At 52.5% G+C, this 25,650-nt stretch carries 14 protein-coding genes and 1 tRNA gene; 8 read left to right on the top strand and 7 right to left on the bottom strand.

The annotated features are described in order from the left end of the window. Positions 1 to 67 precede the first annotated feature (67 nt). From tnpA to NTU47_04415, 3 genes are all read right to left on the bottom strand, one after another. Positions 68 to 571 carry an IS200/IS605 family transposase gene (gene tnpA / locus NTU47_04425; GenBank protein MCX6133042.1) on the bottom strand — a complete coding sequence of 168 codons (504 nt, stop codon included), beginning with the start codon at positions 569 to 571 and terminating at the stop codon, positions 68 to 70. A 390-nt stretch (positions 572 to 961) separates the two neighbouring features. Next, positions 962 to 3,004: a M13 family metallopeptidase gene (locus NTU47_04420; GenBank protein ID MCX6133041.1), complete on the bottom strand. Its 2,043-nt coding sequence runs from the start codon at positions 3,002 to 3,004 to the stop codon at positions 962 to 964. Between the two features lie 68 nt (positions 3,005 to 3,072). Further along, the gene (locus NTU47_04415) at positions 3,073 to 4,554 is read right to left on the bottom strand and encodes an MFS transporter (GenBank protein ID MCX6133040.1); all 1,482 of its coding nucleotides are present in this window, start codon (positions 4,552 to 4,554) and stop codon (positions 3,073 to 3,075) included. 295 nt (positions 4,555 to 4,849) lie between these two features. Between NTU47_04415 and NTU47_04410 the strand changes: the two genes are divergently transcribed. From NTU47_04410 to NTU47_04390, 5 genes are all read left to right on the top strand, one after another. After that, positions 4,850 to 6,367: a DUF1846 domain-containing protein gene (locus NTU47_04410; GenBank protein ID MCX6133039.1), complete on the top strand. Its 1,518-nt coding sequence runs from the start codon at positions 4,850 to 4,852 to the stop codon at positions 6,365 to 6,367. 433 nt (positions 6,368 to 6,800) lie between these two features. After that, entirely contained in the window at positions 6,801 to 9,197 is a 2,397-nt protein-coding gene (locus tag NTU47_04405; protein MCX6133038.1) for a serine/threonine-protein kinase, read from the top strand. 26 nt (positions 9,198 to 9,223) lie between these two features. Then, entirely contained in the window at positions 9,224 to 9,661 is a 438-nt protein-coding gene (locus tag NTU47_04400; protein MCX6133037.1) for a hypothetical protein, read from the top strand. 45 nt (positions 9,662 to 9,706) lie between these two features. After that, the gene (locus NTU47_04395) at positions 9,707 to 10,612 is read left to right on the top strand and encodes a class 1 isoprenoid biosynthesis enzyme (protein MCX6133036.1); all 906 of its coding nucleotides are present in this window, start codon (positions 9,707 to 9,709) and stop codon (positions 10,610 to 10,612) included. A 135-nt stretch (positions 10,613 to 10,747) separates the two neighbouring features. Next, positions 10,748 to 13,648 (top strand): PAS domain S-box protein, encoded by a 2,901-nt coding sequence (locus NTU47_04390; protein ID MCX6133035.1) that lies wholly within the window; start codon positions 10,748 to 10,750, stop codon positions 13,646 to 13,648. 57 nt (positions 13,649 to 13,705) lie between these two features. Here NTU47_04390 and NTU47_04385 read toward each other — a convergent pair whose 3' ends face one another. Then, positions 13,706 to 15,517, bottom strand: coding sequence for a DUF4153 domain-containing protein (locus tag NTU47_04385; GenBank protein MCX6133034.1), 1,812 nt, complete (start codon positions 15,515 to 15,517; stop codon positions 13,706 to 13,708). 166 nt (positions 15,518 to 15,683) lie between these two features. Between NTU47_04385 and NTU47_04380 the strand changes: the two genes are divergently transcribed. The 3 genes from NTU47_04380 to NTU47_04370 all read left to right on the top strand — a co-directional run bounded on the left by NTU47_04380 (position 15,684) and on the right by NTU47_04370 (position 20,582). Next, entirely contained in the window at positions 15,684 to 16,292 is a 609-nt protein-coding gene (locus NTU47_04380) for a mobile mystery protein A (protein MCX6133033.1), read from the top strand. Next, entirely contained in the window at positions 16,283 to 16,879 is a 597-nt protein-coding gene (locus tag NTU47_04375) for a mobile mystery protein B (protein MCX6133032.1), read from the top strand. The genes NTU47_04380 and NTU47_04375 overlap by 10 nt, the downstream gene beginning before the upstream one ends. Positions 16,880 to 17,522: 643 nt before the next feature. Beyond that, positions 17,523 to 20,582: an Eco57I restriction-modification methylase domain-containing protein gene (locus NTU47_04370; GenBank protein ID MCX6133031.1), complete on the top strand. Its 3,060-nt coding sequence runs from the start codon at positions 17,523 to 17,525 to the stop codon at positions 20,580 to 20,582. 134 nt (positions 20,583 to 20,716) lie between these two features. Here NTU47_04370 and NTU47_04365 read toward each other — a convergent pair whose 3' ends face one another. From NTU47_04365 to NTU47_04355, 3 genes are all read right to left on the bottom strand, one after another. After that, positions 20,717 to 24,511, bottom strand: a complete 3,795-nt coding sequence (locus NTU47_04365) for a PAS domain S-box protein (GenBank protein MCX6133030.1) — start codon at positions 24,509 to 24,511, stop codon at positions 20,717 to 20,719. 472 nt (positions 24,512 to 24,983) lie between these two features. Then, on the bottom strand, positions 24,984 to 25,232 hold the full coding sequence (locus tag NTU47_04360; protein MCX6133029.1) for a hypothetical protein: 249 nt from the start codon (positions 25,230 to 25,232) through the stop codon (positions 24,984 to 24,986). Positions 25,233 to 25,302: 70 nt separating this feature from the next. Continuing rightward, positions 25,303 to 25,376: transfer RNA gene (locus NTU47_04355), tRNA-Pro, on the bottom strand. Positions 25,377 to 25,650: the final 274 nt, after the last annotated feature.

Genomic DNA, 25,650 nt, shown 5'->3' with positions numbered 1-25,650 from the left:
CATTAAAGGAAGCTCCAGAGGAGCGGCACACCAATCTACAAAACATTCTCCGAGACCGAACATGCAATTAGTCGGTTTGTTCGAAAACGTACTTCTTGTCGAATTCAATGTGAGAATCCTGGAGCATCTGGAGATATTCATCGAGGAAGCACTTTCTTGAATGATGCGCTTCTTGATTCTCAATGTACTTGATCACCCTCTCCAGTTCTTCATGTGACCGGGTGAAGGCCCCAAAGCCCTCTTGCCAATTGAATTTGCCTCGAACCCATCGTCGTTCATTGACAAATCTTGACGAATTTGCCTTGATGTCACGAACCAACTCGGAGAGTGCAATATCAGGTCTCAAGCCAAGAAGCACGTGCACGTGGTCAGGCATGCTATTGATGCCTATCAGTTTCTGACCCTGATTCCGTACAATACCCGCGATGTATTTATGCAATTCCTCCTTCCATTGTTTCCGGATGAGACCAAGTCTTCCCTTGACCGCAAAGACTACATGTACGTATAGTTGAGTGTATGTATTGGCCATGACGACACCAATCAGTCTGACCTCCTGACGGAGCTCGATCAAGTGCTATTTCCTGGATAGAGACATTCCGCCCCTACGGGGCTGTCAGGCCCGACATCCAGGATCCCGGTGTGTCAGTGCTCTCTGTATTGAGTCACGAAAGCGCTCGGCTGGGAGCGCAATGTCTGTAACTACGCAAATCACATTAAAGGAAGCTCCAGAGGAGCTGCACAGTTAGACTTACCGATTCCGATCATAGCATCCGATCGCGATCTCCTATCGCGCAGATGGAGCCCGATCTTGTGTCATGTCCCGACCAGCGACATGCAGCCACTGCGCGATTGCAGAGAAAAGCCCCAGCACGTGCTGAGGCTTTTCAACCTGGGTACCAAGTAGACCTTCAGGTTTGCTCCCGGATCACCGTGGAAACCTGACGGGTCCACACTGTTCTTGTTACCAGATCTTCACTCTCAGACTCTCAGGCCGCCACATCGCATTCCCCTCTTTCACTCCGAACGTCTGATAGAACTCGGGCATATCGGCCAGCGGACCAATGACACGGAACTTCGCAGGGGAGTGTTCATTGCTTCGAACCTGATTCGCGATCGACTCCGGGCGTTCATTGATCATCCACGCGAGGGCGTACCCGAGGAAAAAGCGCTGATCCGGATTCAGCCCGGCGATGATCTCCTTGTTTTTGTACTGCTTGGTTTTTTTGAACGCATCATATCCCATCATGATACCGCCGATGTCGGCAATATTTTCACCTTGCGTCAGTTCTCCATTGATGTGGAGGCTGTCGACGGCGATGTAGTCGTTGAACTGTTTGACAACCATCTTGGTCTTCGCTGTGAACTTTGCGCTGTCGTCGGCGGTCCACCAGTTGTTGAGATTCCCCATCTCATCATACTTGCTCCCCTGATCGTCGAACCCATGCGTGATCTCGTGACCAAACGTGGACCCGCCGATGATGGAATACAGCAGGGCATCGTCCGCGAGCACGCGTTCATAGCCCGGCACGATGATGTTACATCCCGGAACGACTATTTCGTTGTTGGAGGGGTTGTAGTACGCGTTGTAGGTTTGAGGTTCCATACCCCATTCCGTCCGGTCGACCGGTTTGCCGAACTTCGAAATCATATACTTGTGCCGCCATGTGTTCGCATTCATCACGTTGTGGACAAACGACGAGCGGTCGGTCTGGAGCGTGCTCAGGTCTTTCCATTTGTCGGGATATCCGACTTTCATAATGATGGAATTGAGTTTCACGAGGGCTTTCGCCTTTGTCGCCTCGCTCATCCAGTCGAGGGCTTTAATCCGTTCGGCGTACGCTTCTCTGATGGCGTTTCCGATTTCCTGGAGCTTTTCCTTCGTTCCCTTCGGCAGGTACTCGTCGACATAGACCTGTCCAATGAGCTCACCCAGCGAGCCGTCGGACTGTTCCACGACGCGTTTCCATCGCGGCTTCGGCTCTTTGACGCCCCGGAGGGTGGTGGAGTAGAAGCTGAAGGCCTCGAGGTAGGTCTTGTCGTCCATGTACCGGGCGAGTCCGCGTACGAGATGGTATTTGAGGTAGTTCTTCCAATCAGCGAGCGGTACGGTTTTCAGCGTCCCGTTCAGGGCGGTGAGAAACTCCGGCTGTCCGACGATGACGGTGTCGACGTTCTGCAATCCTGAGCCTGCCATGAACACGGCCCAATCCAGGCCGGGTGTCGAACTGGCGAGCTGCTTGAACGACATCTTGTTGTAGTTCTTGATCGGGTCCCGCGTGTCCTCGCGCTTCCGGGCGGCCTTGGCAAGGCTGGTTTCGAGTTTCATCAGGCTGCCTGCGGCCATTTTCGCTCTGGCATTGTCATAGCCGAGGATCACGAACATGTTATTGAGGTGCTCGACAAACTTCTGGCGAATCTTCACCGCGCCGGCGTCGGTGTCGAAATAGTACCGGCGGTCCGGGAGACTGAGCCCTCCCTGGTAGATGAACACGGCGTTCTTGCTGCTGATCCGGTCATCCTGTCCGACACTGAAGGAAAACAACGGAGAGCCCGAAACAGTACGAATATAAGCAGCAGCTTTGACCACGCCCTGCACATCCTTCAAGCCATCGATCATATCGAGATCGCTCCTCAGGTCGGCGATTCCGTTCTTGTTGAGTGTCACGCTATCCATTCCGCTGAAGAAGAAATCGCCGATCTTCTGCTTGTTGCTTCCTTTCGGAGCATTCGTCAATGCCGAAGACGACTCACAGATGTTGCGGATCTGAGCGTTGATGGTGTCCTGAATGAGCTGCCAGAGTCCGTTGCTCGTTTCGCTCGCCGGAATAGGATTGTCCTTGAACCATTTCCCGTTTGCGAAGAGAAAAAAATCGTTGCCGGGCGTCACCGTGGAATCGATGTGTGCTGCCAGGGCGTCGGGCTTCTGTGAAGCGTTCTTTGATTGGCACGAAATTGAAAGTGCCGCAAGAATGAGGATGAACAACGAAAGATGGATTTGTTTCATGTTACTCCCTGGGATGCAGAAATAGAAACTCTTGGATGTGTGTTATATAGTGAAAGGGAGAGGGAAAATCAACTTCTTGCCGGTCCCTTCAGGCTGATCACGACTCCTCCTCCTCCAATCAACAGCATGATAACCGCCTGAATCATTGTTTTGTAGTTCACCGTTGCTCCGGTGAAGGCTGAGATGTACAGGAACCAGCAGCCGACAATCAGAAGGAGAACATATACACCGATCATGATGGTGCGCGCACGTGCGTTGGTTTCCGGCGTATCGATGGCGAACGCACGATTGTAGAACATGAGACCGACTACCGCAGCGATGTCCAGTCCTGCGAACATCAACCAGAACAATCGTGTGGTGCCGATGGAGTCCGGTTGACCGATGACGGGTTTCATGATCGATTCGTACAGCGCACCGCCGATGCTCGAGCCGACAAGACTGCCGATGACACCATAGAGGAACGCATATCCCATGTAGACCGCTTTCTTGTCCGCCGGAGCAACCAGCCCGACGTAACTGTAATACTTCGGGTGAGCGGTCATTTCACCGATGGAAAACACGACGATGCCTGCCACGAAGATCCAGATGTTCGAAGAGAACGCGAGGAGAATGAAGCCGAGGAACCCGAGGAACATGCCGGAGATCATCGTCGGCAGAGGTTTGGCGTTCTTTACGATCCTGCTGACGAATACCTGAAGCAGTATGATAGTGCCGGCGTTCACGATGGTGACGTACTCGGGTCCGAACTTGAGCGGAAGTCCGATCGAAGCGAACAACTGATCAATGGGCGCAGTGGGAATAAAGTCGCGCAGATACCATAGCACTGAACCAAAGTTCTGAAAGTACAAAATCCAGAAACCGGAGTAGACTACAATCATCAGCATGAACCGGGCATCGCCAAGAACCATCGCCGCCCCCTGGAGCACGTCCTTGAACGAACGAGTATTTTCGGGTTTTGGGGGATCCTTGAACATGAAGATAGTAGGGAGCAGCATGGCCGCACAATAGAGGGAGGAGGCAGTGAACACGTACGTCCATGAGAAGTCTTTGATGTAGCTGACGACGAACGGAGCGATAAACGCGCCGAGATTGATCATCCAGTAATAGATACCGAAACCGAATCCAGAGTTGCCTTCGTTGGTGCTCCTGGCGATGGTTCCGCTGATGATCGGTTTGAACAGCCCGGCCCCCGAGGCCATCACGAGCAAGCTCGCGAAGACAGCACCGTAGGAACTCATATGTCCGGTTGCGAAGTATCCCGCAGTGAGGAACGAAAACGCCACCATGAGCATCCGTCTGTATCCGTATCGATCGGCTAGCGCGCCGCCGAGAATCGGGACGACATACGTCATAGCGTAGATCAGACCTTGCAGAAAGCCTACCGATTGTTCCGAGAATCCGAGCCCGCCGGACTGAACAGAATCGGTAAGGTAAATGGCAAGAACGGAGTTCATGCCATAGTATGCAGCGCGTTCGAACAGTTCCATCGTGTTCGCGATCCAGAACACGCGCGGGAATGATTTCATCAAGCCGGATGACGATGTGGGCATAAGGGCTCCTTCCTGTGAGAGCACGGTGACCGTCCAATGTAGAGAAGGAAGGAGTGAAAGACAAGGAGGGGGGTAGGGGGGGGGGTGCTTAATTCAGAAGAAACAAAACAAACAGCAGCTGGCAGACGGCACCGCGGTCAGTTGTCAGCCTCGGGGTCATTCGGCTTGTATTCTCCTGCTGCATTTGGTACATTGGCACGCATCAGCACCGTTTGTGTGGGCGACATCCTTCCGCTTCGTTGTAACAGCCAAGTCTACAAATCGTTCAACACACGCTTACATTGGGGAATACTTTATGCCTGCGCGCATTGGTTTCGACAGCGACAAGTACCTTGCCGAGCAAACTGCGGCCATCCTTGAACGCGTCAAACGGTTTGAGAACAAGCTCTATCTGGAGTTCGGGGGGAAACTCGTGTATGATTTTCACGCTGCACGTGTGTTGCCGGGGTTCGATCCCAATGTCAAAATCCGATTATTACAGGAACTGCGGGACAAATCAGAAGTTGTGCTCTGCATCTACGCAGGGGACATCGAGAGAAAGAAGATGCGGGCAGATTTCGGCATTACGTATGATGCCGACGCACTGAAGCTCATCGACGACCTTCGCTCGCGCGGCATCAATGTGACCGGTGTCGTGATCACGAGATTTGAGAACCAGCCGTCTGCGTTGCTCTTCAAGAACAAACTGGAGCGTCGCAACATCCAGGTGTACATCCATCGGTATACGCGAGGGTATCCCACGGATGTGGACGTGGTTGTGAGCGATGAAGGCTACGGCGCCAATGACTACATCCGTACGACGCAACCGATTGTCGTGATCACCGGGCCGGGGCCGCTCAGCGGCAAGCTCGCCACGTGTCTCTCCCAATTGTATCACGAATGGCGGCGAGGGACGCATGCCGGATACGCGAAGTTCGAAACGTTCCCAATCTGGAACCTGCCCCTGAAGCACCCGATCAACGTCGCCTATGAGGCTGCAACTGCGGACATACGGGATTTCAACGTGATCGATTCATTTCACCTTGAGGCGTATGACCAGAAGGCGGTCAACTATAATCGCGATGTAGAAGCATTTCCACTCCTGAAGCGGATCATTGAGAAAATCACCGGAGAACCTTCCTTCTACAAATCGCCGACTGACATGGGCGTCAATCGGGCGGGATTTGGAATCATCGATGACGGAGCGGTCCGGTTTGCGGCGACGCAGGAAGTCATCCGCCGTTATTTTCGCTACGCCTGTGAGTACGCGATGGGTCTCACAGACAAAGGGACTGTCCAGCGCGCCGAACTGTTGATGAATGAACTCGGAGCGCACCCGGAGGATCGCAGCACCGTGCTCCCCGCCCGCAAGGCGGCGGCTGAAGCAGAAGGGAATCAAAAAGGGAATGAAGGTGTCTACTGCGGAGCGGCAATTGAGCTTCGGGATGGGACAATCGTGACGGGCAAAAACTCTCCGCTCATGCACTCATCGTCAGCGCTGATCCTGAATGCGATCAAACAGATGGCCAATCTGCCGGATTCGGTTCATCTCCTTGCGCCTGAGATCATTGCATCATTGAGTCATTTCAAGAAGGATGTGCTGCAGGGTACTATGCTCAGCCTGGACCTCGAAGAAACCCTTATTGCATTGAGCATCAGCGGCACGACGAATCCCGCTGCACAGGCTGCGGTGGAAAAGCTCAAAGAACTCCGCGGATGTGAGGTTCATTTAACACACATACCTACTCCAGGTGACGATGCCGGACTGAGAAAGCTGGGCGTGAACCTGACGACCGATCCCAATTTCGTGACGAAGCAGCTGTTTATGGGGTAGGGGGGAAAGAATCCAGAATCCAGAAGGCAGAAGAGAGGATCCACTGTCGATGCGGCCCAATCACAAGCCTTCGCTATCAGTTTTGATTTCTTTTCAAGCATCGTCCGCGCCGAGTAAAGGGGTAGACGAAAAGCCTCAATATTGTTGGGCGATTTTGGATATTGGCATTGGGTTTCGTTGCTTCCAGACAATTTGATATTTCCTCCCCGATTCGCTATGTTAGCATCCATCAGCACCGTCTTTTCGAGGCGCCCCGCAGCTCCCCCTCCGCCCCGAAAAGTATACACCTAACTTAGCCACCCTTCGCTCACCCGCATGGAGCAGCCCTCATGCCGGGCACCACTCTGTCCCATTGCAGGATTATAGGGAAGCTCACGACTGCGTTTCTCAAAGGAGGAACTCTGCCGGGACACATTGGCGGGAGGCATGAGCGATGATAGGGCAGACGATATCACATTACCGCATCCTTGAAAAGCTCGGAGGAGGCGGGATGGGTGTTGTCTATAAAGCCGAGGACACAAAGCTCAAGCGTCAAGTAGCCCTGAAGTTCCTTCCTCCCGAACTCACCACCGACGAAGATGCCAAGGAGCGTTTCATCCGGGAAGCGCAGGCGGCATCTGCCCTTCAGCATAACAATATCTGTACAGTCCACGACATTGACGAGAGCAGAGATGGACAGATATTCATGGTGATGGATCTCTACGAGGGCGAGACTCTTAAAAAGACAATTGCCCGCGGCCCAATCCAACCACATGAAGCTGCGTCTCTCACCGCACAGATTGCGGAAGGCCTTGCGCGTGCGCACGAGAAAGGTCTCGTGCACCGGGATGTCAAGCCTGCGAACATCCTTGTGACGAAAGCCGGCGTCGTCAAGATCGTCGATTTCGGACTGGCGAAGTTCATCTACTCTCCGCAGGTATCCCGGGAGGGAAGGAGAGCCGGGACGACGCTGTATATGTCGCCCGAGCAATTGAAAGGAGAACCAATTGACGCGCGGACAGACATCTGGTCTTTCGGCGTGCTGCTGTATCAAATGCTGACGGGTATACATCCATTCGACGCAGAGTTTGACGAAAGCGTAATGTACCGGGTGATCACTGACGAACCGCTGCCGGTTGCGACGGTACAGCCTGGTGTTCCGACAGCCCTCTCCGATCTCGTGATGCATTGCCTGCAGAAGGAGAAGACCAAGCGTCCGCAGTCGATGGATGAAATCCTCGACGCGCTGCGTGTACTTACCGAAGTTCGCACGAGCCATCTCACGCGGAAACGCCTCGGCCGGATTGCCGCCGTCACCGGCGCTGCGATGGCGGTCGCTGCCGTTGGTTTGTATCTCGGCTGGGATCTTTTCTTTCCGCCTCCGCCGCAGACGATCAGAATTGCCGTGCTCCAGTTCGTGGACGAGCCGAGAGACACATTACTTCAGGCCTACAAACCGGAGATGCAGCGGCAGTTCGAAGGGGAATTTGTCAATGTTCATCGCATCATCACAAAACCGCTGCTGCGACTGAATGCGAACATCAGGGAATCGTTCGGGGAAGAGAATCCGCCCCGTACCGACAGATTCCTCTCCTTCCTGAGAAACCAGACGGTCGACTATGTGATCGATGGAAGCATTACCAATTCGCCCGGGGGAGGAAGAATCCTTCAGGCAAGTCTGGTGAAGGCGAGTTCCTTTGACCCGGTTCAGGTGTTTCAGGGTGCGTTTGCTTCCCCGCGGCAACTCGACTCGCTCTGCCGGAATCTTGCCCGGCAAGCAAGCGCGTTCCTGCGTCTGGAGATTCTCGAGGAGAAACCGAATCTGGGCATTTGGAGCAAGAACAAGCCCGCCAACTATGGCGCACTCGAACGGCTGTACAGAGCATATGAGTTCTATTGTGATGGGGAGTTGTCGGCGGGGAGTGCAGCGCTTCAGGAAGCGGTCGCGCTTGATTCAACGTTCATCTCTCCCCGCGTGTGGATCTCATCGTACTACCGAAAGGTGAATCCGGAAGCTGCGCGGCAGAATCAGAATACGCTTCTTCGGTTGCGGCCGGCGGCCGACAAATTCGAGCAAGCCATGATAGATTGGGCCGGGGCTTCTATTTCCTATGATAGTGAGAACCAGATCCGCCATCTCCGCCGTGCGCTTGGTTTTGAACCTGCCAATCGCATCCTCCTCGCGAACCTCGCGGTTCCATTCTTGGAAAAACACGACACGCTGCGCGCCCTCGAAGCATATAGATACTGCGTGACGAGCAAATGGGAGCATAAGCCCATATACCGGGCCGCGGTTCCCCTCCAGCTCAGTGTTCGCTGGTATGACTCAGCCAAAGTCGCCTTGCACAATTGGACTCAGGTCGATACGTCGGTCCATGCGTATTCTCCGGAGATGTTCGGCTGGCTTCACGCACTCCACCTTCGTTCGGGGGAACTCAAAGAGGCAAAGAAGTGGAAAGACCGGTTCGACATGGCCTGCTCGGATCTCGCCGGCGTTGGTCCGATCGCCTTCACGCTTGGAGCATGTTATGCCGATGCGGGCATGTTTACAGAAGGGGATTCGTTGATGCAGTTCGCCATTTCACTGGACAGCCGCAACGCTGCCTACCATCAAAAATATGGATACGTGTTGTTGCAGTACGGTAAGATCGATACCGCACTTCAGGAACTGAGTCTTGCGGCACAGCTCATTCCTCCATCGAAGGGATTGACACTGAAGCTGGGGAACATCTATCGTATGAAAGGAAACATACCACGAGCATACGAATACTTCAGAAAGTATCTCCAGCAGGATTCAACCAGCTATGATTCGAGACAGATTCAGAAATGGATTGCCGAAAACCACCAGTAACGTAATCACAATCTGAGGAGGTTCTCATGCCAGAAACAGGGACACTCACCAAGATCCGAATACCCCTCCAACTTCAGGTGGGGGACGTAGATCAGTACTCTCTCATATCGTTGATGCACTTGTACAACGCTTGCTCGGGAAACGTGTCGTATTTTGATCAACTTGTCGCAGCCGCTACATCCCAAGAAGATGCAGACAGCAGAAGCAAGAACCTCGGCATTCTGCTACTCAAGGACAACAGGGTTTTGCCGCTCAAATGTTTCGACGAACTCTTCACAAGGCTCAACGACGAGAAGCTCGTCGCTTTCGTCAGGCCGCTTCTGGAGGTCAAAGTGGACTGGAAGAAGATGCAGAAAGCTGCAAAAAAACAGGCCAAGAGCAAGACCTTACGAAAGTACGTGCTTGGCACAACCCGCGGGGAAATCATGTGTGCCTGGCCCGACTGCCCGGATGAGAAGACATAGCATCGGGTATTACAGCGGACGAATGACCACGGTGACATCAAGCGCATGAAAATTCCAAGCACGTTACTTCTACGCAGGGCTTTCGTAGCGGCACAGCCAGGTGGAGTTCGAAAAGTCTTCAACTCGTTCTTTCGAAGGAAGTCCGCCGGCGCGCAGAAACGCAAGTCCGGATCGGACTACTGGTTGCGCCTGCCGTACTGGCGAATCCTGCCGGTCGCGCTTCATAGGCACCCTGGCATGAACCGTCGGCGAATCCCGGTGCCGTCCGGATTCCTCAGAGACATCCAGTGGGCGCAGTACTGCCTCTTTCTCTTCATCCGTTTCCAGGACGACGTCTTCGACGGGCAATCTGCTGATTCTGCGATGATCTATGCTTCCGACCAGTGTCTGTTCGAAGCGGAGCGCATATTCGCGAAGTACTTCGATCGGAGATCCTGGTTCTGGAGGGAATACCGCCGCTCCCTTATCCTGACGACACAATCGATCGTGGAGGTGGACGCGCTGCAATGCAAGTCCACCTCCCGGCCTGAAGATCTTCTCGGGGGATACGTCAACGTGAGCTCGATCCTGAAGGTCGGCTCCGCTGCGGTGTGCGCGAAGCTTCATCAGAAGTCAGTCTACAGGCGAGTATCCTCTTTTTGTAATGAAATGGCGAAGGCAGGGCAACTCATTGACGATCTCCGTGATTTGAACGAAGACCTTGTGCGAAACCGCCACAATTACGCTGCGAAGGTCCTTTCCCGCTCAGAGAATCGAATGCTATCAAGTGGAGGGACCGATGAAATTATCAGCGGTCTCCGCGTTCTGGCGGCGAGCGAACAGATCTATCTCGAAGTTCACTCTCATATGAAGGCGGCTTCCAAAGCAATCGGGCCGCTGGCGATTCCGGAGGTGAACAACTACATTGAGCATCATTCGAGTCTCGTCCCAACGACGATGCCTTCCCGCTAACAGACTGTCCTTCCTGCGCCGAAACCAGCGTTGTGGTCAAGTTGCTTTCATACAATGAATCGTTTATCTTTTTCAGACAATTGCTATGGAGAGATTAATGGCAATCCATTTCGAATTGGCCAAAGGGGAGAAAACTTGAAATCTGGGAGAGACAACACTGCGATAGCGTTCCATCGTCACGGCCTGCACTTGGTCCCGATTCTCCTGATCGTATCGGTCTTCGGGGTCTTGATTCCGCCCGTTCTGCACGCTCAGCATCGCGGTCCCTTGATTCTGACGAACTCGCAAGGTTCCTACAGGCTTGGATTGCATCTGGAGTATCTCGAAGACAAAGATCGATCATTGACAATCCAGGATGTGAGTTCGCTGGGTTTCGCAGGCCGATTCGTCAAAAGCGATTTCGAAGTTCCGAACTTTGGCATCACGAGGTCCGCTTTTTGGGTTCGACTGAAAGTGAAGAATGAAAGCGACAAGGAATACCGTTGGATGCTTGAATATCCCGGATCCGGGGCGAACTCCATTCGGTATTATGTCCCGAGGGAAGACAGCACCGGCTTCACGATCAAGACGACCGGGAGCGCGTATCCTTTCAGTTCGCGGGATGTCCCGCACCGCAATCTTGTTTTCAAAGCGGAACTTCCCTTTGGGAAAGAGACCACGTTGTATCTGCGGGTTGAGGATGACGGACCCGTGAGTATCCCGCTTGTGCTCTGGGCCAGCGAAGAGTTCGGTGCCAAAGACCGCAATGAGCTTCTTATCATTGGACTTCTTCTCGGCGTCCTCCTCATCATGCTGGTGTACAATCTGATCCTGGGCGTGATGTTGCGCGACGTGGGATACCTCTCGTTTGCACTCTTTCTCTTCGCGCTCGCAGGAATGTATGCCGACGGTCGTGGAATAAATCAGCAATACGTTTGGCCGAATCATCCTCTCAGCCTCTACGCAGGTCCCGGGTTCATCGCTCTGGCAATCGCAGCTCTCTTCTGGTTTACACGATCGTTTCTCGTGACGAAAACCAGTTTCCCTCTTGCTGACCGGGTCATTCGCTGGCTGCTTGTACTTCTTGCTGTCGATATTTTCATGGTCTTCACTACGGTGTGGACGGTGCCAAGATTTGTCCTGGCGTTCTTGTTCCTGACGGCTGTTTCTACATTGAGCGCACTTGCAGTCATCGCGTGGCGGAGAGGATTCAGACCGGCAGTCTTTCTGCTGATCGCGTGGCCCCCGGTTGGAATCGGATTTATTCTGTATCTCCTGGCCCGCCTTTCTGTCATTCCCAGCGACCCGATCACGAGTCAGATGGCCTGGGCCGGAACGGTCGTCCTCGTCACACTGTGGTCTCTCGCGCTTGCAGATCGGATCACGGTTACGACGAGAGAAAAAGATCGGGCCAAGGAGGATCTCCTGCGCGGGCAGCGTGATGCGCTGACATTGAAGGATGCATTCAACGCAGAATTGCAGCACAAGAACCGGGAGCTTGAACTTGCCATCGCAGAACGTGAGAAGACAGCGGAAGCTCTCGGGTTGAGCGAACGGCGATATGGCAACCTCTTCCAATCCGCCCGTGATGCAATGTTCACCCTTTCCCTCGAAGGAACGATTGTCACAGCGAACAGGACTTTTGGAGAGATCACAGGATGGCCAGAAGAAGAATGCAAGGGGGCCTCGATGGAGAAATTCCTTCATCCGAAAGATGTGGCAGGGGCGGTCGAACGATTCCGGGAGAATCTGGCAGGTCGGTTTCACGGTCCCATGGAACTTCGGGTGCTGTCGAAAAACGGCGGAGTGACTGTGGCCGAGGTTTCCATTACGCCCGAAATCCGGCATGGGAAAACTGTCGGTTTCCTCGGGATCGCCAGGGACATCACCGCCCGTAGAAAGTTCGAAGAGCAGATCCGTGAAGCGCAAAAAATGGAAAGCATCGGCTTGCTGGCTGGTGGAGTGGCGCACGATTTCAACAACATCCTTGCTGCAATTATCGGCAATGCAGACCTTATCGCTGGCAGTCCCGACAACAAGGAAAAGCTCGAACGACGCCTCCATGCGATATCATCGGCTGCTCAGCGCGGCGCTGATGTCGTCAGACAATTGCTGACCTTTGCCCGCAAAACTGACACCAAGATGGTATCGCTCGGCATCGGTGATGTAATTCGGGAGACCACAAAACTGCTCGAGGAGACGTTACCGAAAACGATTGTAGTCCGGGTCGACGTGCAGCCCGGGGTGCCGGAGATCATCGGTGATTGGGGGCAGCTTCATCAGGTGTTCCTCAACCTGAGCGTGAATGCGAGAGATGCCATGCCTGCCGGCGGCGTTCTGTCATTCTCATCGGATGTTGTTCGCGGGGAAGAGCTGCCGGAGAAGTTCCAGACGGGGGATGACAGCGCGTACGTTCGTGTCATCATCGCCGACAGCGGGACAGGAATCAGAGATGAGTTGTTGAAGAATATCTTCGATCCGTTTTTCACAACGAAGGGGGTCGGTGAGGGGACGGGCCTCGGTCTTGCTGTTGTCTTTGCCATTGTGCAAAGTCATCGCGGCTTCATCGATGTCAGGAGCAAGGTCGGAAAAGGAACGGAGTTCCTGATCTATCTTCCGGTCAGTGCGCCCGGACCGGAGAACCAGAAAGAACCGCAAGTCTCCCGTATGGGCGATGTTCGCGGCAACGGTGAACTCATCCTTCTTATCGAGGATGAAATCCTGGTGAGCGATGCGACCATGGAGATGATTGAGGCCAGCGGCTATCGCGTCCTGTTGGCCAGTGATGGAATTGAGGGTGTGGAGACCTTTGAGAGGCACAAAGACGAAATCGCTCTTGTCCTGTCAGATTTAGGATTGCCGAAGTTGAACGGTATTGAGGTGTTTCGAAGGATCCGTGCGATCAAACCGAACGTTCAGTTTATCCTTGCCAGCGGTTTCATGCAACCCGAGGAAAAAAGCGCTCTGGACAAAGCGGGCCTGGAGTTCTTCATACAGAAACCTTATCTCGCGAGCGCTCTCCTTCGTATGATGCGGACGGCGTTGAATCAGAAGTAGTTGCCTGCCGGCTTGATGATGCGGTCGTCGAATCAAGATTCTGTTCGAAAGAACGTATCACCGGCCAATCGTGTAGAGGATATCCCCGTCGTACGCCATCGGCTTCAACACTCCCGCCTTTCGCTCGATCCTCAGAAACGTCAGATTCACTTTGACCTTGAAGTGCTCGTTGGCGGCACCCGCACTCATTTTCTCCGGTGCCACCCGGTTGTTGTTGCCGAAGCCGTAGCTCTTCACAAGTCCGTCGATCGCAGGACCGAGATCAACCACGAGCGAGTCTGACGGCGTTCCATCGCCCGGGGCAAAGATCGTCACGGAATTCATCCCGGCATCCAGACGGTAACGAATGGTTCCGTTTGAAACGGATTTCGTTTCGCCGGCAATAAAACGCTGGCCGCGCCACATCTGATCGTAGCCGCCGATCTCCATCGGGCGTTCCTTGTCGGTGAAGAAGACCATCATTCCTCCCCCTCCGGTTCTCCACACCTCGACATACTCAACGCCCATGAGCTTCGCGATCCCTGCGGGATCCTGGTAGGCCGACAGGGAGCCGCCTGAGTCTTTCAGCAGACTTTGCGCGAACCAGGGCTGAATCCGGCTGTACCCATGAATGTCATGCAGATACGAGATGATCGCACTAATCTGTTTCGTGTCCTCGAATGGGATCGAGTCGCGCTGTGCGTGGACCGAACCATTGACGAGAATCTTGTTCTTCGTCAGCAAGTCCTGAAGGCGCGCAATCTGACTCCGCTCCGAGACGGCGAACGTGCTCCACGGGCCAAAGGTCACAAGAAACGACGCGAGGCAGAGGGAAGCGGGCAGCATCATGATGTTTTTCGCCTTGCTGATGATGAAGTACACCACGATGATGCAAAGCCATATCCCAAGCGCAATCGCGAGATATCTCCCCTCGGTGACGCCATATTCAGACACACGCCGCCAGATTGCCAGGAAAAGCATGATGATAAGAGGAATGATGACAACAAAGAACCATCGGGAAGCGGTGTTGATCCAGACATTTTCGGTCCGGCCGTTGATCGGGTGGAGGAGTACGATGGAGAACAAGCCGGTACTGATGAATCCAAGTATGAGAGCGCTGACCCAGCCCTGAGGCCAATCCCACGCGAGTAGAATTTTCCCCAGATATGCGTAGAGAATAACAAGGTACGTAAGGACGAGAGGAAGAAGAATGTATTGAGAAAAGATTTTGAGCCCTTTCGGGTACTCGGTCAGCGTGTCCAGTTCGTTAAGATCATCGGGCATGCCCGCCAGGAAAAACCAGGGCGTGAAGATCCCCTGGAGTGCCACCCAGAGTTCGAAGTAGCGTCTCCCCGGGATTTCGACTCCGAACAGGTTGTTGAGGGCAGCGAGTGCAAGGGCAAGTCCTATCCAGAGAACCACGGCGTAGAGAAAAGCGATGAGAAGTCTGAGCACAATCGTCTTGCAGTACTGCCAGAATCCATGCACGCTTCCTGTCAACATGTACGGAGCCACGAGCGCGGCCAGAACCAGTCCCGTCCCCAGAAGTGCCATGCGGATCATGTGGATTGCCGGTGCGTTGATGAGATCCTGAGGAACCGAAAGCGAATATAGCGCCACCAGGACCAGGCCTACGAACTGGGCACCAAGTGAAATCGATTTGCCCCACTTCTTTTTTTCGGCCGTGATGGCCAGACAGGCGAGGAGAGGAAAGCCCAGAACAGCGGCAGACACCACCTGGAAAAGGAAGGATGGATTCGGGGGCTGCTCATGATCTATCAGGATCAACATTGCGACCGTTCCGATCAAGGCATCTGTGATCACCAAAGGGAAACGAACGAACGTGAGGCGTGCATCGCGCACGGCCTGGGTGATGGAAGGGAGTTTCATGTGCCCTCGTGATGATGATTGGATACGGTGGTGGCTGGTTCGCCGGTCGCGTGAAAGGTATGTCAAGAATTCCGGCGGAGGAATCTAGCACTCCTCATGTTTGAAAGCAAACGCGGGGAAACAGGATACCCGTCCTAAGGTCTGCCTTGATTTCCTTGGGATTACTATGCGTATAGCGGTATACGTTATCCTTATTTCTGGTTTTAGCCATAAAACCATCTTATTTTCTTATGGCTATAGCCATAAAATTGACTTGCTTGTTTCAGGCTATAGCCTTAATTTCAATGGAACAATTGAGGGTGACATGGCTTCAAAAATACCAAAACAGAAACTTCTGATCGATCAACTCGAGAAGAAAATGAAGAGATTCGCACCTGTTGAGACCGTAGAAACCCCGCAGAGAGGGTGGATACACACGATCAGGACCGCCATGAGAATGTCGATGAGACAACTCGGAAAGAGGATCGGAAAAACAGCGCAGACAGTGAACGACCTCGAAAGGGCCGAGTCAAGCGGGTCCATCACAATCAAATCTCTGCGCGAGGCGGGCAGAGCCCTGGATATGAAACTCGTCTACGGATTCGTGCCGTGCGGAGAGTCCCTCGAGAAGCTGATAGAAAAACGTGCGCTCCAGGTTGCCAGCGAGATAGTCACGCGCACTTCTCAGAGCATGAAACTGGAGGATCAGGAAAACGTCGGCGAACGAATAGCGAAAGCTATCAAAGAGAGGGCAAGCGAAATCAAAAGGGAGATGCCAAAATATTTATGGGACTAGATTTTGACATCACCAATGGCCAGACGCCGCTGGAAGAGGACGAAAGAGAAGGACTCCTCGTAAAGTCCGTTACCACGCGTGGCGAACTTGACGAGTTCGAGCAGCTGAACATCGAGAAAGCGGTTGAGTGGTCGATACGAAGATCGTTGAGCCGTGAAACTCTGCTGAGTGAGTCTTTTGTGAAGGAACTGCATCGCCGGATGTACGATGAGGTATGGAGATGGGCAGGAGAATTTCGTAAGACAAACAAGAACATCGGCGTGGATAAACAAGAAATCGGAATCGAGCTCCGCAAACTTCTGGACGACACAGCGTTCTGGCTCGACAATATCACTTTTCCTGCAGACGAGATCGCCGTCCGCTTCAGCCACAGGGTTGTGAGCATTCATTGCTTCTCCAACGGCAATGGAAGGCACTCACGCCTGATGGCAGACATTCTTGTGAGTCACCTCCTCGATCGCCCCGTCTTTACCTGGGGAAGTGCAAATCTTGTGAAGCAGGGTGATCCAAGAAGTGTATATCTGTCGGCGATACGCGAAGCAGACGGTGGAACAATCGCCCCGCTCGTTGCTTTTGCGAGGTCATAAGACCAGGACCCTGCAGATAAAGCAATTCTAGTATCTTGTCTCTGAAGTTGTCTGAAGAAGTCCCGTCAGGGACGAGATGTACATTGATCTGAAAACAAGCTGTCTTCTGAGAACTCCGTCAGGAGTGACATCTCAAATTATTCAAGGTGCTTACGAGATGGGCCACTAGGGCCCATCTCAAAAACGCCAACCGCGTCATTGCGAGGCGTTTCTTGCCAAAGCAATCTCTCTTTTGCCCCGGCATACGTTGGTGAGATTGCCCGCCTGCCCTCTTCGATTCGCGGAGGCGGGCAGGCTTCGCTCGCCCTTGCGGGGCATCGCTCGCAATGACTTTGAAGGTTTTTGAGATAACCTCTGGCAGGCTGTTGAAATTCTAGTTTCAAAGAATAAGATGAACCGCCCCCGAACCAACATCGTTCGGGGCAAGCAAGGACGCCAAGAGGCGCCAAGAAAAAAATGAGTGGTGATTCTATTCCAAAAACAATGACTTTGCGTCTCTCTGCGGTTTCGCTTTCTGAATCCCGCTTATGAGCGGAATCCGAGAGCGGGACTTGGCGGTTTGATTCTGTCAATTGAAATATGAATTTCAACAACCTGCTAGTATGTTTTTGAGACAGCTTCTCATCATAAGGATAGAGATCACATGGACCGAGCATTCGATGCAGTAAAGCGACTCGTGACCGATTTCAAGGCGCAGGAAAGCGCTTACCTCGCGCCGGGCTATCAGGAATCTCAGGTACGCCAGGATTTCATCGATAAGTTTTTCACGGCGCTGGGCTGGGATGTCACACACGAGAAACAGAAAAATCCATACGAGCAGGAAGTCCACATTGAAAACAAAGTGAAGATGGCCGGATCGTCGCAAAGGAGAGCCGACTATGCGTTCTTCCTCAACCCGAATTTCCGTGATCCGAAGTTCTTTGTCGAGGCAAAGAAGCCCTCCCGCAACCTTGCCAACCGCGACGACTATTATCAGGCGATCCGCTACGCCTGGAACGCCAAAACCCCGCTTGCCGTGCTGACAGACTTTGAGGAATTCCACATCCTCGATTGCCGCTTCAAGCCGGACATCAACGATGCATTGAACCGCAAAGTGGCCTCCTTCCACTATGCCGACTACGCGGACGCAGATACGTTCGCCTATATCAATTACCTCTTTTCACGGGAGGCGGTTGCTGCAGGCTCGATCGAAAAGCGGGCTGCAGAATTGCCCAAGCCCCGCGGCAAAGGCGGACAGAAAGGAGCCTCCAGAGGCGCGTACCAGGCCGTCGATGAAGCGTTTCTGGAAGAGCTTGATGCGTACCGGTCGACGCTCGCAAAAGCATTCAAGAAAGCGGACGACAAACTGGACGGAGAGGAGCTCACCGAAGCCGTTCAGCGAACCATTGACCGGCTTGTGTTCATTCGCTTCCTCGAGGATAAGGGGATCGAAGAGAAGGGAATCATCGGCATCAAGGGGCAGAAATCGGCGCGGAAGGCCTTCGTTAATATCTGCAAGAAATACGAGCCGAAATACAACGGACTTGTTTTCAAGCCGCATCGCATACTCGACGAGATTACGTTTGGACCAGCAGAGGAGAAGACGTTTGCCGGGATCTGCGCCGAGCTGGCCGACCCGGCATCGCCGTATGATTTCAACCAGATACCGATTTCAATTCTTGGCAGCATCTACGAGCGCTTTCTCGGGAAGGTCGTGCATGCAACCGATAAGCGGGTAAAGGTCGAGGAGAAACCAGAGGTGCGCAAGGCGGGGGGCGTTTATTATACTCCCGAGTACATCGTTCGGTACATCGTGAAAGAGACTGTGGGGAAGCTCATCGAAGGCAAGACTCCCGCCGAGATTGCGCCGATGGCTTTCGCAGACATCGCTTGCGGCTCGGGCTCATTCCTGATCGAAGTGTATGCCCAACTGCTCGACTATCACGTTCGCTATTATGAGGCGAACCGGGAGAAAGCGAAGCCGGATGAGGTCTTTGAGCGTGACGGGCATCTACAGCTCACGCTGAAGAAGAAAAAGGAGATTCTCCTTAACAATATTTACGGAGTGGACATAGATTTCCAGGCAACGGAGGTGACGCAGCTTTCGTTGTATCTGAAGCTGCTCGAAGATGCGACGATGAGCGATGCTCATCAGTTTGGGCTGTTCAAGGAAACGATTCTTCCTGATTTGAAGCAGAATATTGTATGTGGAAACTCGCTTATCGGGCGTGATATCGCTGAGGGTTCATTGTTCTCGAATGTGGATGAGGCGAAGTTGAAGCCGATGAACTTCAATGAGGTGTTTCGGAAAGTCATGAAGCGAGGAGGATTTGACGCAATTGTTGGCAACCCGCCGTACATCAAGATTCAGGCGATAACAGAGAACGATCCAATAACTGTCCATTACTTGAAATCGCACTATGAGAGCGCAAAGAGTGGTAACTATGATATTTATGTAGCTTTTGTCGAGAAAGCAGCCGCTACATCGAAGAGTGGAGCCCTAGTGGGTTATATTCTTCCTTACAAGTTTTTCAATTCTGGTTACGGCGTAGGACTGAGAGATTTCTTGTGGAAAAACAAACTGGTCTCGAGAGCGATTCACTTTGGTGATCACCAAGTTTTTGAAGGGGCAACAACCTATACGTGTCTCCTGTTTCTAATGAAAGATTATCACGAATCAATCGAGGTTGCAAAGCTTCAGGGAGATGAAGCGCCGGAAAGGTTCCTTCTCAATCCGCAATTTGAGAAGATTGCAATTGGAAAATGGAGCGAGCAGGATTGGTTGATTCAGGACTTGAAATCTGAGAACATATTCGGAAGACTAAGTGCACTTCCAAGGCTGGGCGATCTCACAACAAATATCTTCCAGGGACCCAAGGCGGGTGCTGACAATGTCTTCATTTTGAAGCTTCTGACGAGAGGCACAGGCAAATGCCGCTGCTATTCCGAATCTCTCGATAGGGAAGTTGATCTAGAAGCCGGGATTCTACGAACCTATGTAAAGGGCAAGTTCATAAGGAGATACAATATTCACCGCGAAGCCAATGAAGTGACAATTTTTCCATACGACAGTAACGCGACATTGTTGTCCGCTGAACATATGGCAAAAGAATTTCCATTGACTTGGCAATACCTAAACGATTCAGCGAACAAGAAGATCTTGAATCAAAGAGAAGAGGGGAGGTTCGGGAAGAATTGGTGGTGCTATAGCAGACCTCAGAACATGAAGATTCTTTGGCATAGGAAGATTCTTACGCCCTTTAATGCTTTCAAATGTTCCTTCGGACTGGACGATCGCGGTGACTTTGTTTTCAGTGCGGGGGTCAGCGGGGCGTATGGAATTGTGCTTAAGCATGAAGCTAAAGCCTCTTATGAATTCCTCTTGGCCATATTGAATTCGAGCCTGACGTTCTTTGTAATCAAGAATATCTCAACGGCGCTGCGAGGTAACTTCTGGTCCTTTGAGAACAAGTACCTTCTGAAACTTCCAATTAGGACCGTGGATCTGGAAGATCCAAGAGACAAACAAGCGCACGATCAGATAGTGAAACTTGCCAATGAAATGCTTCAATCGAAGGAGAAGCTTGCAGGAGCAAAAACCGATGCCGAAAAGAATCGACTGGAATTACAATGCGAAAGCCTTGATCGTCAGATTGATGAGGCTGTTTACGAGCTGTATGGATTGACGGAAGAAGAAATCAAGATTGTGGAAGGGAAGGAATGACAACTTCCCACGCTGCCGTCATTTCGAGGAGCCCCGCGATGAGAAATCTTACACGGGCTCTGATCAGATTTCACCCTATCGGTCGAAATGGCAGTCTAGTTGAAACGACAATACAGGATGAAAGCAGTCGTTTTTCAAATCAGGCGTGAAATTCGTTCCAGGAGTGCAGCTGGCTGGTACGGTTTCTGTATGAACCCAGCCGGCCGGATATCACCAAAGACAGCTGACGTTTCCTCCTCCGAATATCCCGAGCACAGAAGAACCTTGACGTCTTTGTTAATTCTCGCCAGTTCCTCAAAGGCTGCCTTTCCGTCCATTCCCGGCATGGAGTAGTCCAGTACCACCGCGGCGATGTCAGGCTGGTGACGGCGATAGAGTTCGATACCTTCCAACGGGTTGAGTGCTCCGATCACCGTGAACTTGGCGTCAGAGAAGATATCCGTCAAGAGCTCGAGCACGGAAGCTTCGTCATCGATCACAAGAATGGTTTTTCCTGCGCCATCGGTCACCGGTGCCATCTGCTTTTCCCGGGCATCGGCAGTCAGAGAAGTCCCCACCAGCGGGAAGACTACGTCAAACCGCGTTCCTTTTCCTTCTTCACTTGTGATGTGGACACCTCCTTTGTGTCCCCGGATGATACCCAGAACGGCTGCCAGACCGAGTCCCCGGCCCGTGAACTTGGTGGTGAAAAAAGGATCGAAAATGCGATCCAGCACCTCTTGCTTCATCCCGTGTCCATTGTCGCTTACCTGCAACAAGGCATAGCTGCCTGGTGCGAGCGGAGTGGCGGAATACTTCCAATACTTCGTTTCATTCTGCGCGAGCTCGATGCGGCCTGTGCGAACGGTGACGGTTCCGGGATTCGGCCCCACGGCCTCACCGGCATTGATGATGAGGTTCATGATAACTTGCTGGATCTGACCGACGTCTCCCTGAATACGGGGAGGGGGAGAGCCCAATTCAAAACGTATCTGAGTAGTCTTGGGGACTGAGACTTCGAGTATCTGGACGTTTTCTTTCACGACGAGGTTGAGATCGATTTCTTCGACGAGGAACCTCCCCTTGCCCGAGTAGGCGAGCAACTGCCTCGTCAGATCGGCCGCCCTATCAGCCGCCTTGATCGACTTTTCGATGTGACTCCTTGCCGGACTTTCGTGAGACAGTTTTCCCAAGGCGAGGCTCGATTGACCGAGCATTGCATTGAGAAGATTGTTGAAGTCGTGCGCAATACCGCCCGCCAGCGTTCCGATACTTTCCGACTTCTGTGCCTGACGCAAGGCCTCTTCAGAACGCTCGCGTTGGGTGATGTCGCGAAAAAGGGAAAGGAGCATTGTTCCGTGACCGGTGATCTCGATAAATGAGCTCGTCACCTCAAGGTGAACCACTTCACCAGTTCGGAGCGTCGCCCTGCCGATCAGATTGGTAATAGTCTCGCTTCTATCGAATCGTTTTTGGTACACGCTGAGATCATCAGTCGGACCTTCTCTCTGGTAGGTGATTGAGAATAGTTGGCCCAACAACTCTTCACGCGGTATCTTCACAAGTTTGCAGTATGCGTCGTTCACATCCAGGATCCGACCCTCACGATCAGTCAATCGCATACCATCCGCGGAATTGTTCCATACGGATCGGAACCGCAGTTCTGAATGAAGTAGTTTTTCTTCCGCCCGTTTACGTTCGGTGATGTTCTCATGCATGAGAACGAATTTTTCAGGCTTGTCATCGCTGTCGTTGAGCGGGAAACCGATAGCCCTTATCCAGGCAGGGACATCCGGGAACTCCGGGACCGAATCATGCGCGTTGAAATACGTATCAGGAAAGTGAACAATCTCACCATTTCTTAGATGTTCGAAGATCTCTCCCATTCCGAGTTGTGCTAATTGAAGATCATGAAACATCGAATAGTCCGAAGGTGGAACAGATCCGAAAAGCACTTTGAACGACGTGTTCACTTCCAGTGTGAACCCCTCCTTATCCAGAATTTGAATCGACATCGGATTCTTGAGCACAATTTCGTTCAACATTCTCTCCGCCTGCTTGCGCTCGGTGATGTCAAGGCAATGGCCTATATAGCCGATGAAAAGCCCTTTGCTGTCGTAGCGTGGGTTGCCATTGTCCAGAATCCAGCGATACTCGCCGTCGTGTCGGCGGAGTCGATACTCCATGCTGAAAGGTTCGCGCCGATCGAATGCGCCCACATAGATGTCGAAGCAATGCTGCAGGTCGTCTGCATAGACGCCATCCGCCCAGCCATTCCCCAACTCCTGTTCCAAGGTGCGTCCTGTGAAGTTCAGCCAAGTGTTATTGAAATAATTGCAGAGCTTGTCAGTCCCTGCGGTCCAAATGAGCGCCAGGCCCGAGTCGGCCAACGTTCTGTAGTTCTGTTCGCTTTCCCGCAACGCGTCCTCGGCCCGCCTGCGACGTAACGAGACAGCTATGATGTTCGCACACGACTCAAGGAATTCAGCAGCTGGCTCCGGTTCACCGGTCTTGAGAACCAGCATTGAGGCGCCATAGAGTTCACCTTCAATGACTGAAGCGATACCGATGAATCGATCGACGCCCGTCAGTTTCTCTATGGCAGCACCGATGATTGGTGGAATCGTTCCAAAACTCACGTCGGTTAATGTGTGTCGTGTCCCAACTACCTCAGTGGTTATCTTTTTGTAGATGTCGTCATTGACAGAGTATTTGAGATCGCCTATCTTGTTCCCCAATATTTTGGTAACCTTCTCAAGTATTCCAGGATCCACTTCGAGATTCGTCGTTCTGAGAACTCTGTTGTCCGGCTCGTACACACTGAATGCAACCGCATAGGCACCGGTTGTCTCTTTGAGCTTCTTCGCGATAAACTCATGCATATCCTGACTCGAAGGTAACGATGCAAGTCCAAGTGCCAGCGCGTTCAATTTGACCAGCACAAGGTTTTGCTGTTCGAGAGCTTTCTCCGCCTTCTTGCGCTCGGTGATGTCCTTGTCCACGCCGCGGTAACCTTTAAGATTCCCCTCTTCGTCGAGTATGGGCACACCATTGGTGAGGAGGCAGATTCTCTCGCCATCGTTCCCAATGATCCAGTTTTCGAGATCCTTGATGGGCGCCTTGGTTGCCGCGATCTCAGAGAATATCGCTGCCACTCTCTTGGCTTCATCGGGTGGCATGAAATTGAATGGTGTCTTCCCGATAATCTCTTCATGGGATTGCCCAAAAAGGTCAGCGCGCTTCTGCGAAGTGTACGTATAGACACCATTCTCGTCAACCTCCCACACCCACTCTGCCATGCTGAACATGATATCGTTCATCCGCTTTTCATTCAGACTCAGTGATTCCTCCGCCTTCTTTCGCTGCTCAAGTTCCTGCTTCGTGCGGGCAGTGGATTGGTCAATGCGGTGAATGGCGATTCCGGTAAAAAGTGCAGTGAATGAAAGATACACGGCGAAATCGGCGAAGATATTCATCTCCGAATATATAAGCACCGGCGGAGGCAACAAATCGTGATGTGAGAGGTAGACAAGGAGTCCCGCCGCAACAATACTTACACCGGCGGTGGTAATGGCGCCCCGCAGGCCAAGCACCAGCCCCGCGAAAATGATGATCGCTACGTTCCCTGCGAAGGAACTCGACGTGATGCCCCCCTCCGTAAACGCTCCAGCTGTGAAGACAATCCAAAGCGTGGAAACTGTCAGAACACTCGAGAGATGGAGATAGCGAAAGCGGAGGAGAAGACTCCCAATCATGCCGCACAGCATCGCCGCACCGTAGTACATGCCTTGTCCGGCGAGGATTGATGACGGCAGGATGGCATAGAGAAGCCCGGCAACAAAGATGAGGATAAAAGAAATATGGAGTACCTCGGCCTGACGTTGTTGTTCGTCGTTCCACTTGCCGGGAGGTCTTGCAAGGCTTCGCAGGCGTTGCCAAATAGTCTTCATTACATACCTTTGAGGGTTGAGTTTACAGAGGCGCTATGGTCGCCTTTAAGAGGATACTCCGCATCATGGCACGTCGCCTCGTTTGAACAATGAGGGGCCTGATTCGCCACGGTGGGTATCATGGTGCACAGGTCAACCGCCATCCGGGATGACATACGTCCCACATTGTTTCAAATGTGGCTGTTGCCCCAACACTCAATAGAAGGGGGAAGCCGTCTTCTGTGCGAGGAGGGTTCGCACACTTCGATCAACGGCTTCGACTATGAGAGCTGTGCATTTTCCGCAACAAAGTAAGCTATCGATATGGCAAGCATCTCACAATACACGATAAAGCGTATTTTTTTTGTTCGCTCTCACGTTGGGCAATCGTCAGATAACTCAACAATTCTTCACAAGCGGCGTGATCAATCCTCTGGAGAAACCGCCGTGACAATCTGTTGGTCCGCGAGGCTGGACGGAAGCAGCGAAAACGTCAACCGAGCTCGTACGAGCCGCGAAAGTCGTTCGCTTCTGCAAAGGCAAGGAACTCCTTCGTGAACTCTGAGAGGCTTATTGATTTGGGCTGATCGGAGGGAGGCTCCTGGAAACTTTTGAGACGCTTCAGGGCTTCAGCTTTCTGCTTCGTCTTCGTTGAAATCCAACGTTGACGACCCTGATGGGTGTAGAGGATATACCAAACGCCGTTGGCGCGTTTGAAGAGAGATGCAAATAGAAAACCCACTGGCTACCTCGACTGTTATGAGCAGTCTATTAGCAGTGGGTTTCAGTGCTCGTGAAATTGCCGCTTTTCGTCGGAACGGCGGGATTTGAACCCGCGACCCCTTGCACCCCAAGCAAGTGCGCTACCGGGCTGCGCTACGTTCCGAGGTCTTTCCCGGCATTTTTCGGTACACGCCTCTCAGAATCCCTGAATTTGCTCAGAAATTGAGAGCGCTTCAAATGCCACTATCATTACTTTCTAGCCTGCTTTGAAAGAACTGGGTAAAAAGTGTTACCACCTTGTTACCACTTTGTTACCACCTGTCTCGGTGTGTTTTCAATATACTAAAAAGGAGTTCCGTCTGCAATCAGGAAAATCCTTCCCACCCGCCGCGGTAGCAGAGGGTGGGTATTAATATATCATAGATATATCATAAAGG

Source organism: Ignavibacteriales bacterium (genome assembly GCA_026390595.1).
GTDB lineage: Bacteria > Bacteroidota > Ignavibacteria > UBA10030 > UBA10030 > UBA9647.
The sequence above is the reverse complement of the archived record's forward strand: the minus strand, read 5'-3'. Positions and strand labels throughout refer to the sequence as shown.

What these genes read in the sequence shown, in the direction of transcription:
- NTU47_04420 (MCX6133041.1), bottom strand. Translation starts at nt 3,004, where the DNA reads ATGAAACAAATCCATCTTTCGTTGTTCATCCTCATTCTTGCGGCACTT.
- NTU47_04370 (MCX6133031.1), top strand. Translation starts at nt 17,523, where the DNA reads ATGGACCGAGCATTCGATGCAGTAAAGCGACTCGTGACCGATTTCAAG.
- NTU47_04400 (MCX6133037.1), top strand. Translation starts at nt 9,224, where the DNA reads ATGCCAGAAACAGGGACACTCACCAAGATCCGAATACCCCTCCAACTT.
- NTU47_04405 (MCX6133038.1), top strand. Translation starts at nt 6,801, where the DNA reads ATGATAGGGCAGACGATATCACATTACCGCATCCTTGAAAAGCTCGGA.
- NTU47_04385 (MCX6133034.1), bottom strand. Translation starts at nt 15,517, where the DNA reads ATGAAACTCCCTTCCATCACCCAGGCCGTGCGCGATGCACGCCTCACG.
- NTU47_04415 (MCX6133040.1), bottom strand. Translation starts at nt 4,554, where the DNA reads ATGCCCACATCGTCATCCGGCTTGATGAAATCATTCCCGCGCGTGTTC.
- NTU47_04375 (MCX6133032.1), top strand. Translation starts at nt 16,283, where the DNA reads ATGGGACTAGATTTTGACATCACCAATGGCCAGACGCCGCTGGAAGAG.
- NTU47_04365 (MCX6133030.1), bottom strand. Translation starts at nt 24,511, where the DNA reads ATGAAGACTATTTGGCAACGCCTGCGAAGCCTTGCAAGACCTCCCGGC.
- NTU47_04395 (MCX6133036.1), top strand. Translation starts at nt 9,707, where the DNA reads ATGAAAATTCCAAGCACGTTACTTCTACGCAGGGCTTTCGTAGCGGCA.
- NTU47_04380 (MCX6133033.1), top strand. Translation starts at nt 15,684, where the DNA reads ATGCGTATAGCGGTATACGTTATCCTTATTTCTGGTTTTAGCCATAAA.
- NTU47_04410 (MCX6133039.1), top strand. Translation starts at nt 4,850, where the DNA reads ATGCCTGCGCGCATTGGTTTCGACAGCGACAAGTACCTTGCCGAGCAA.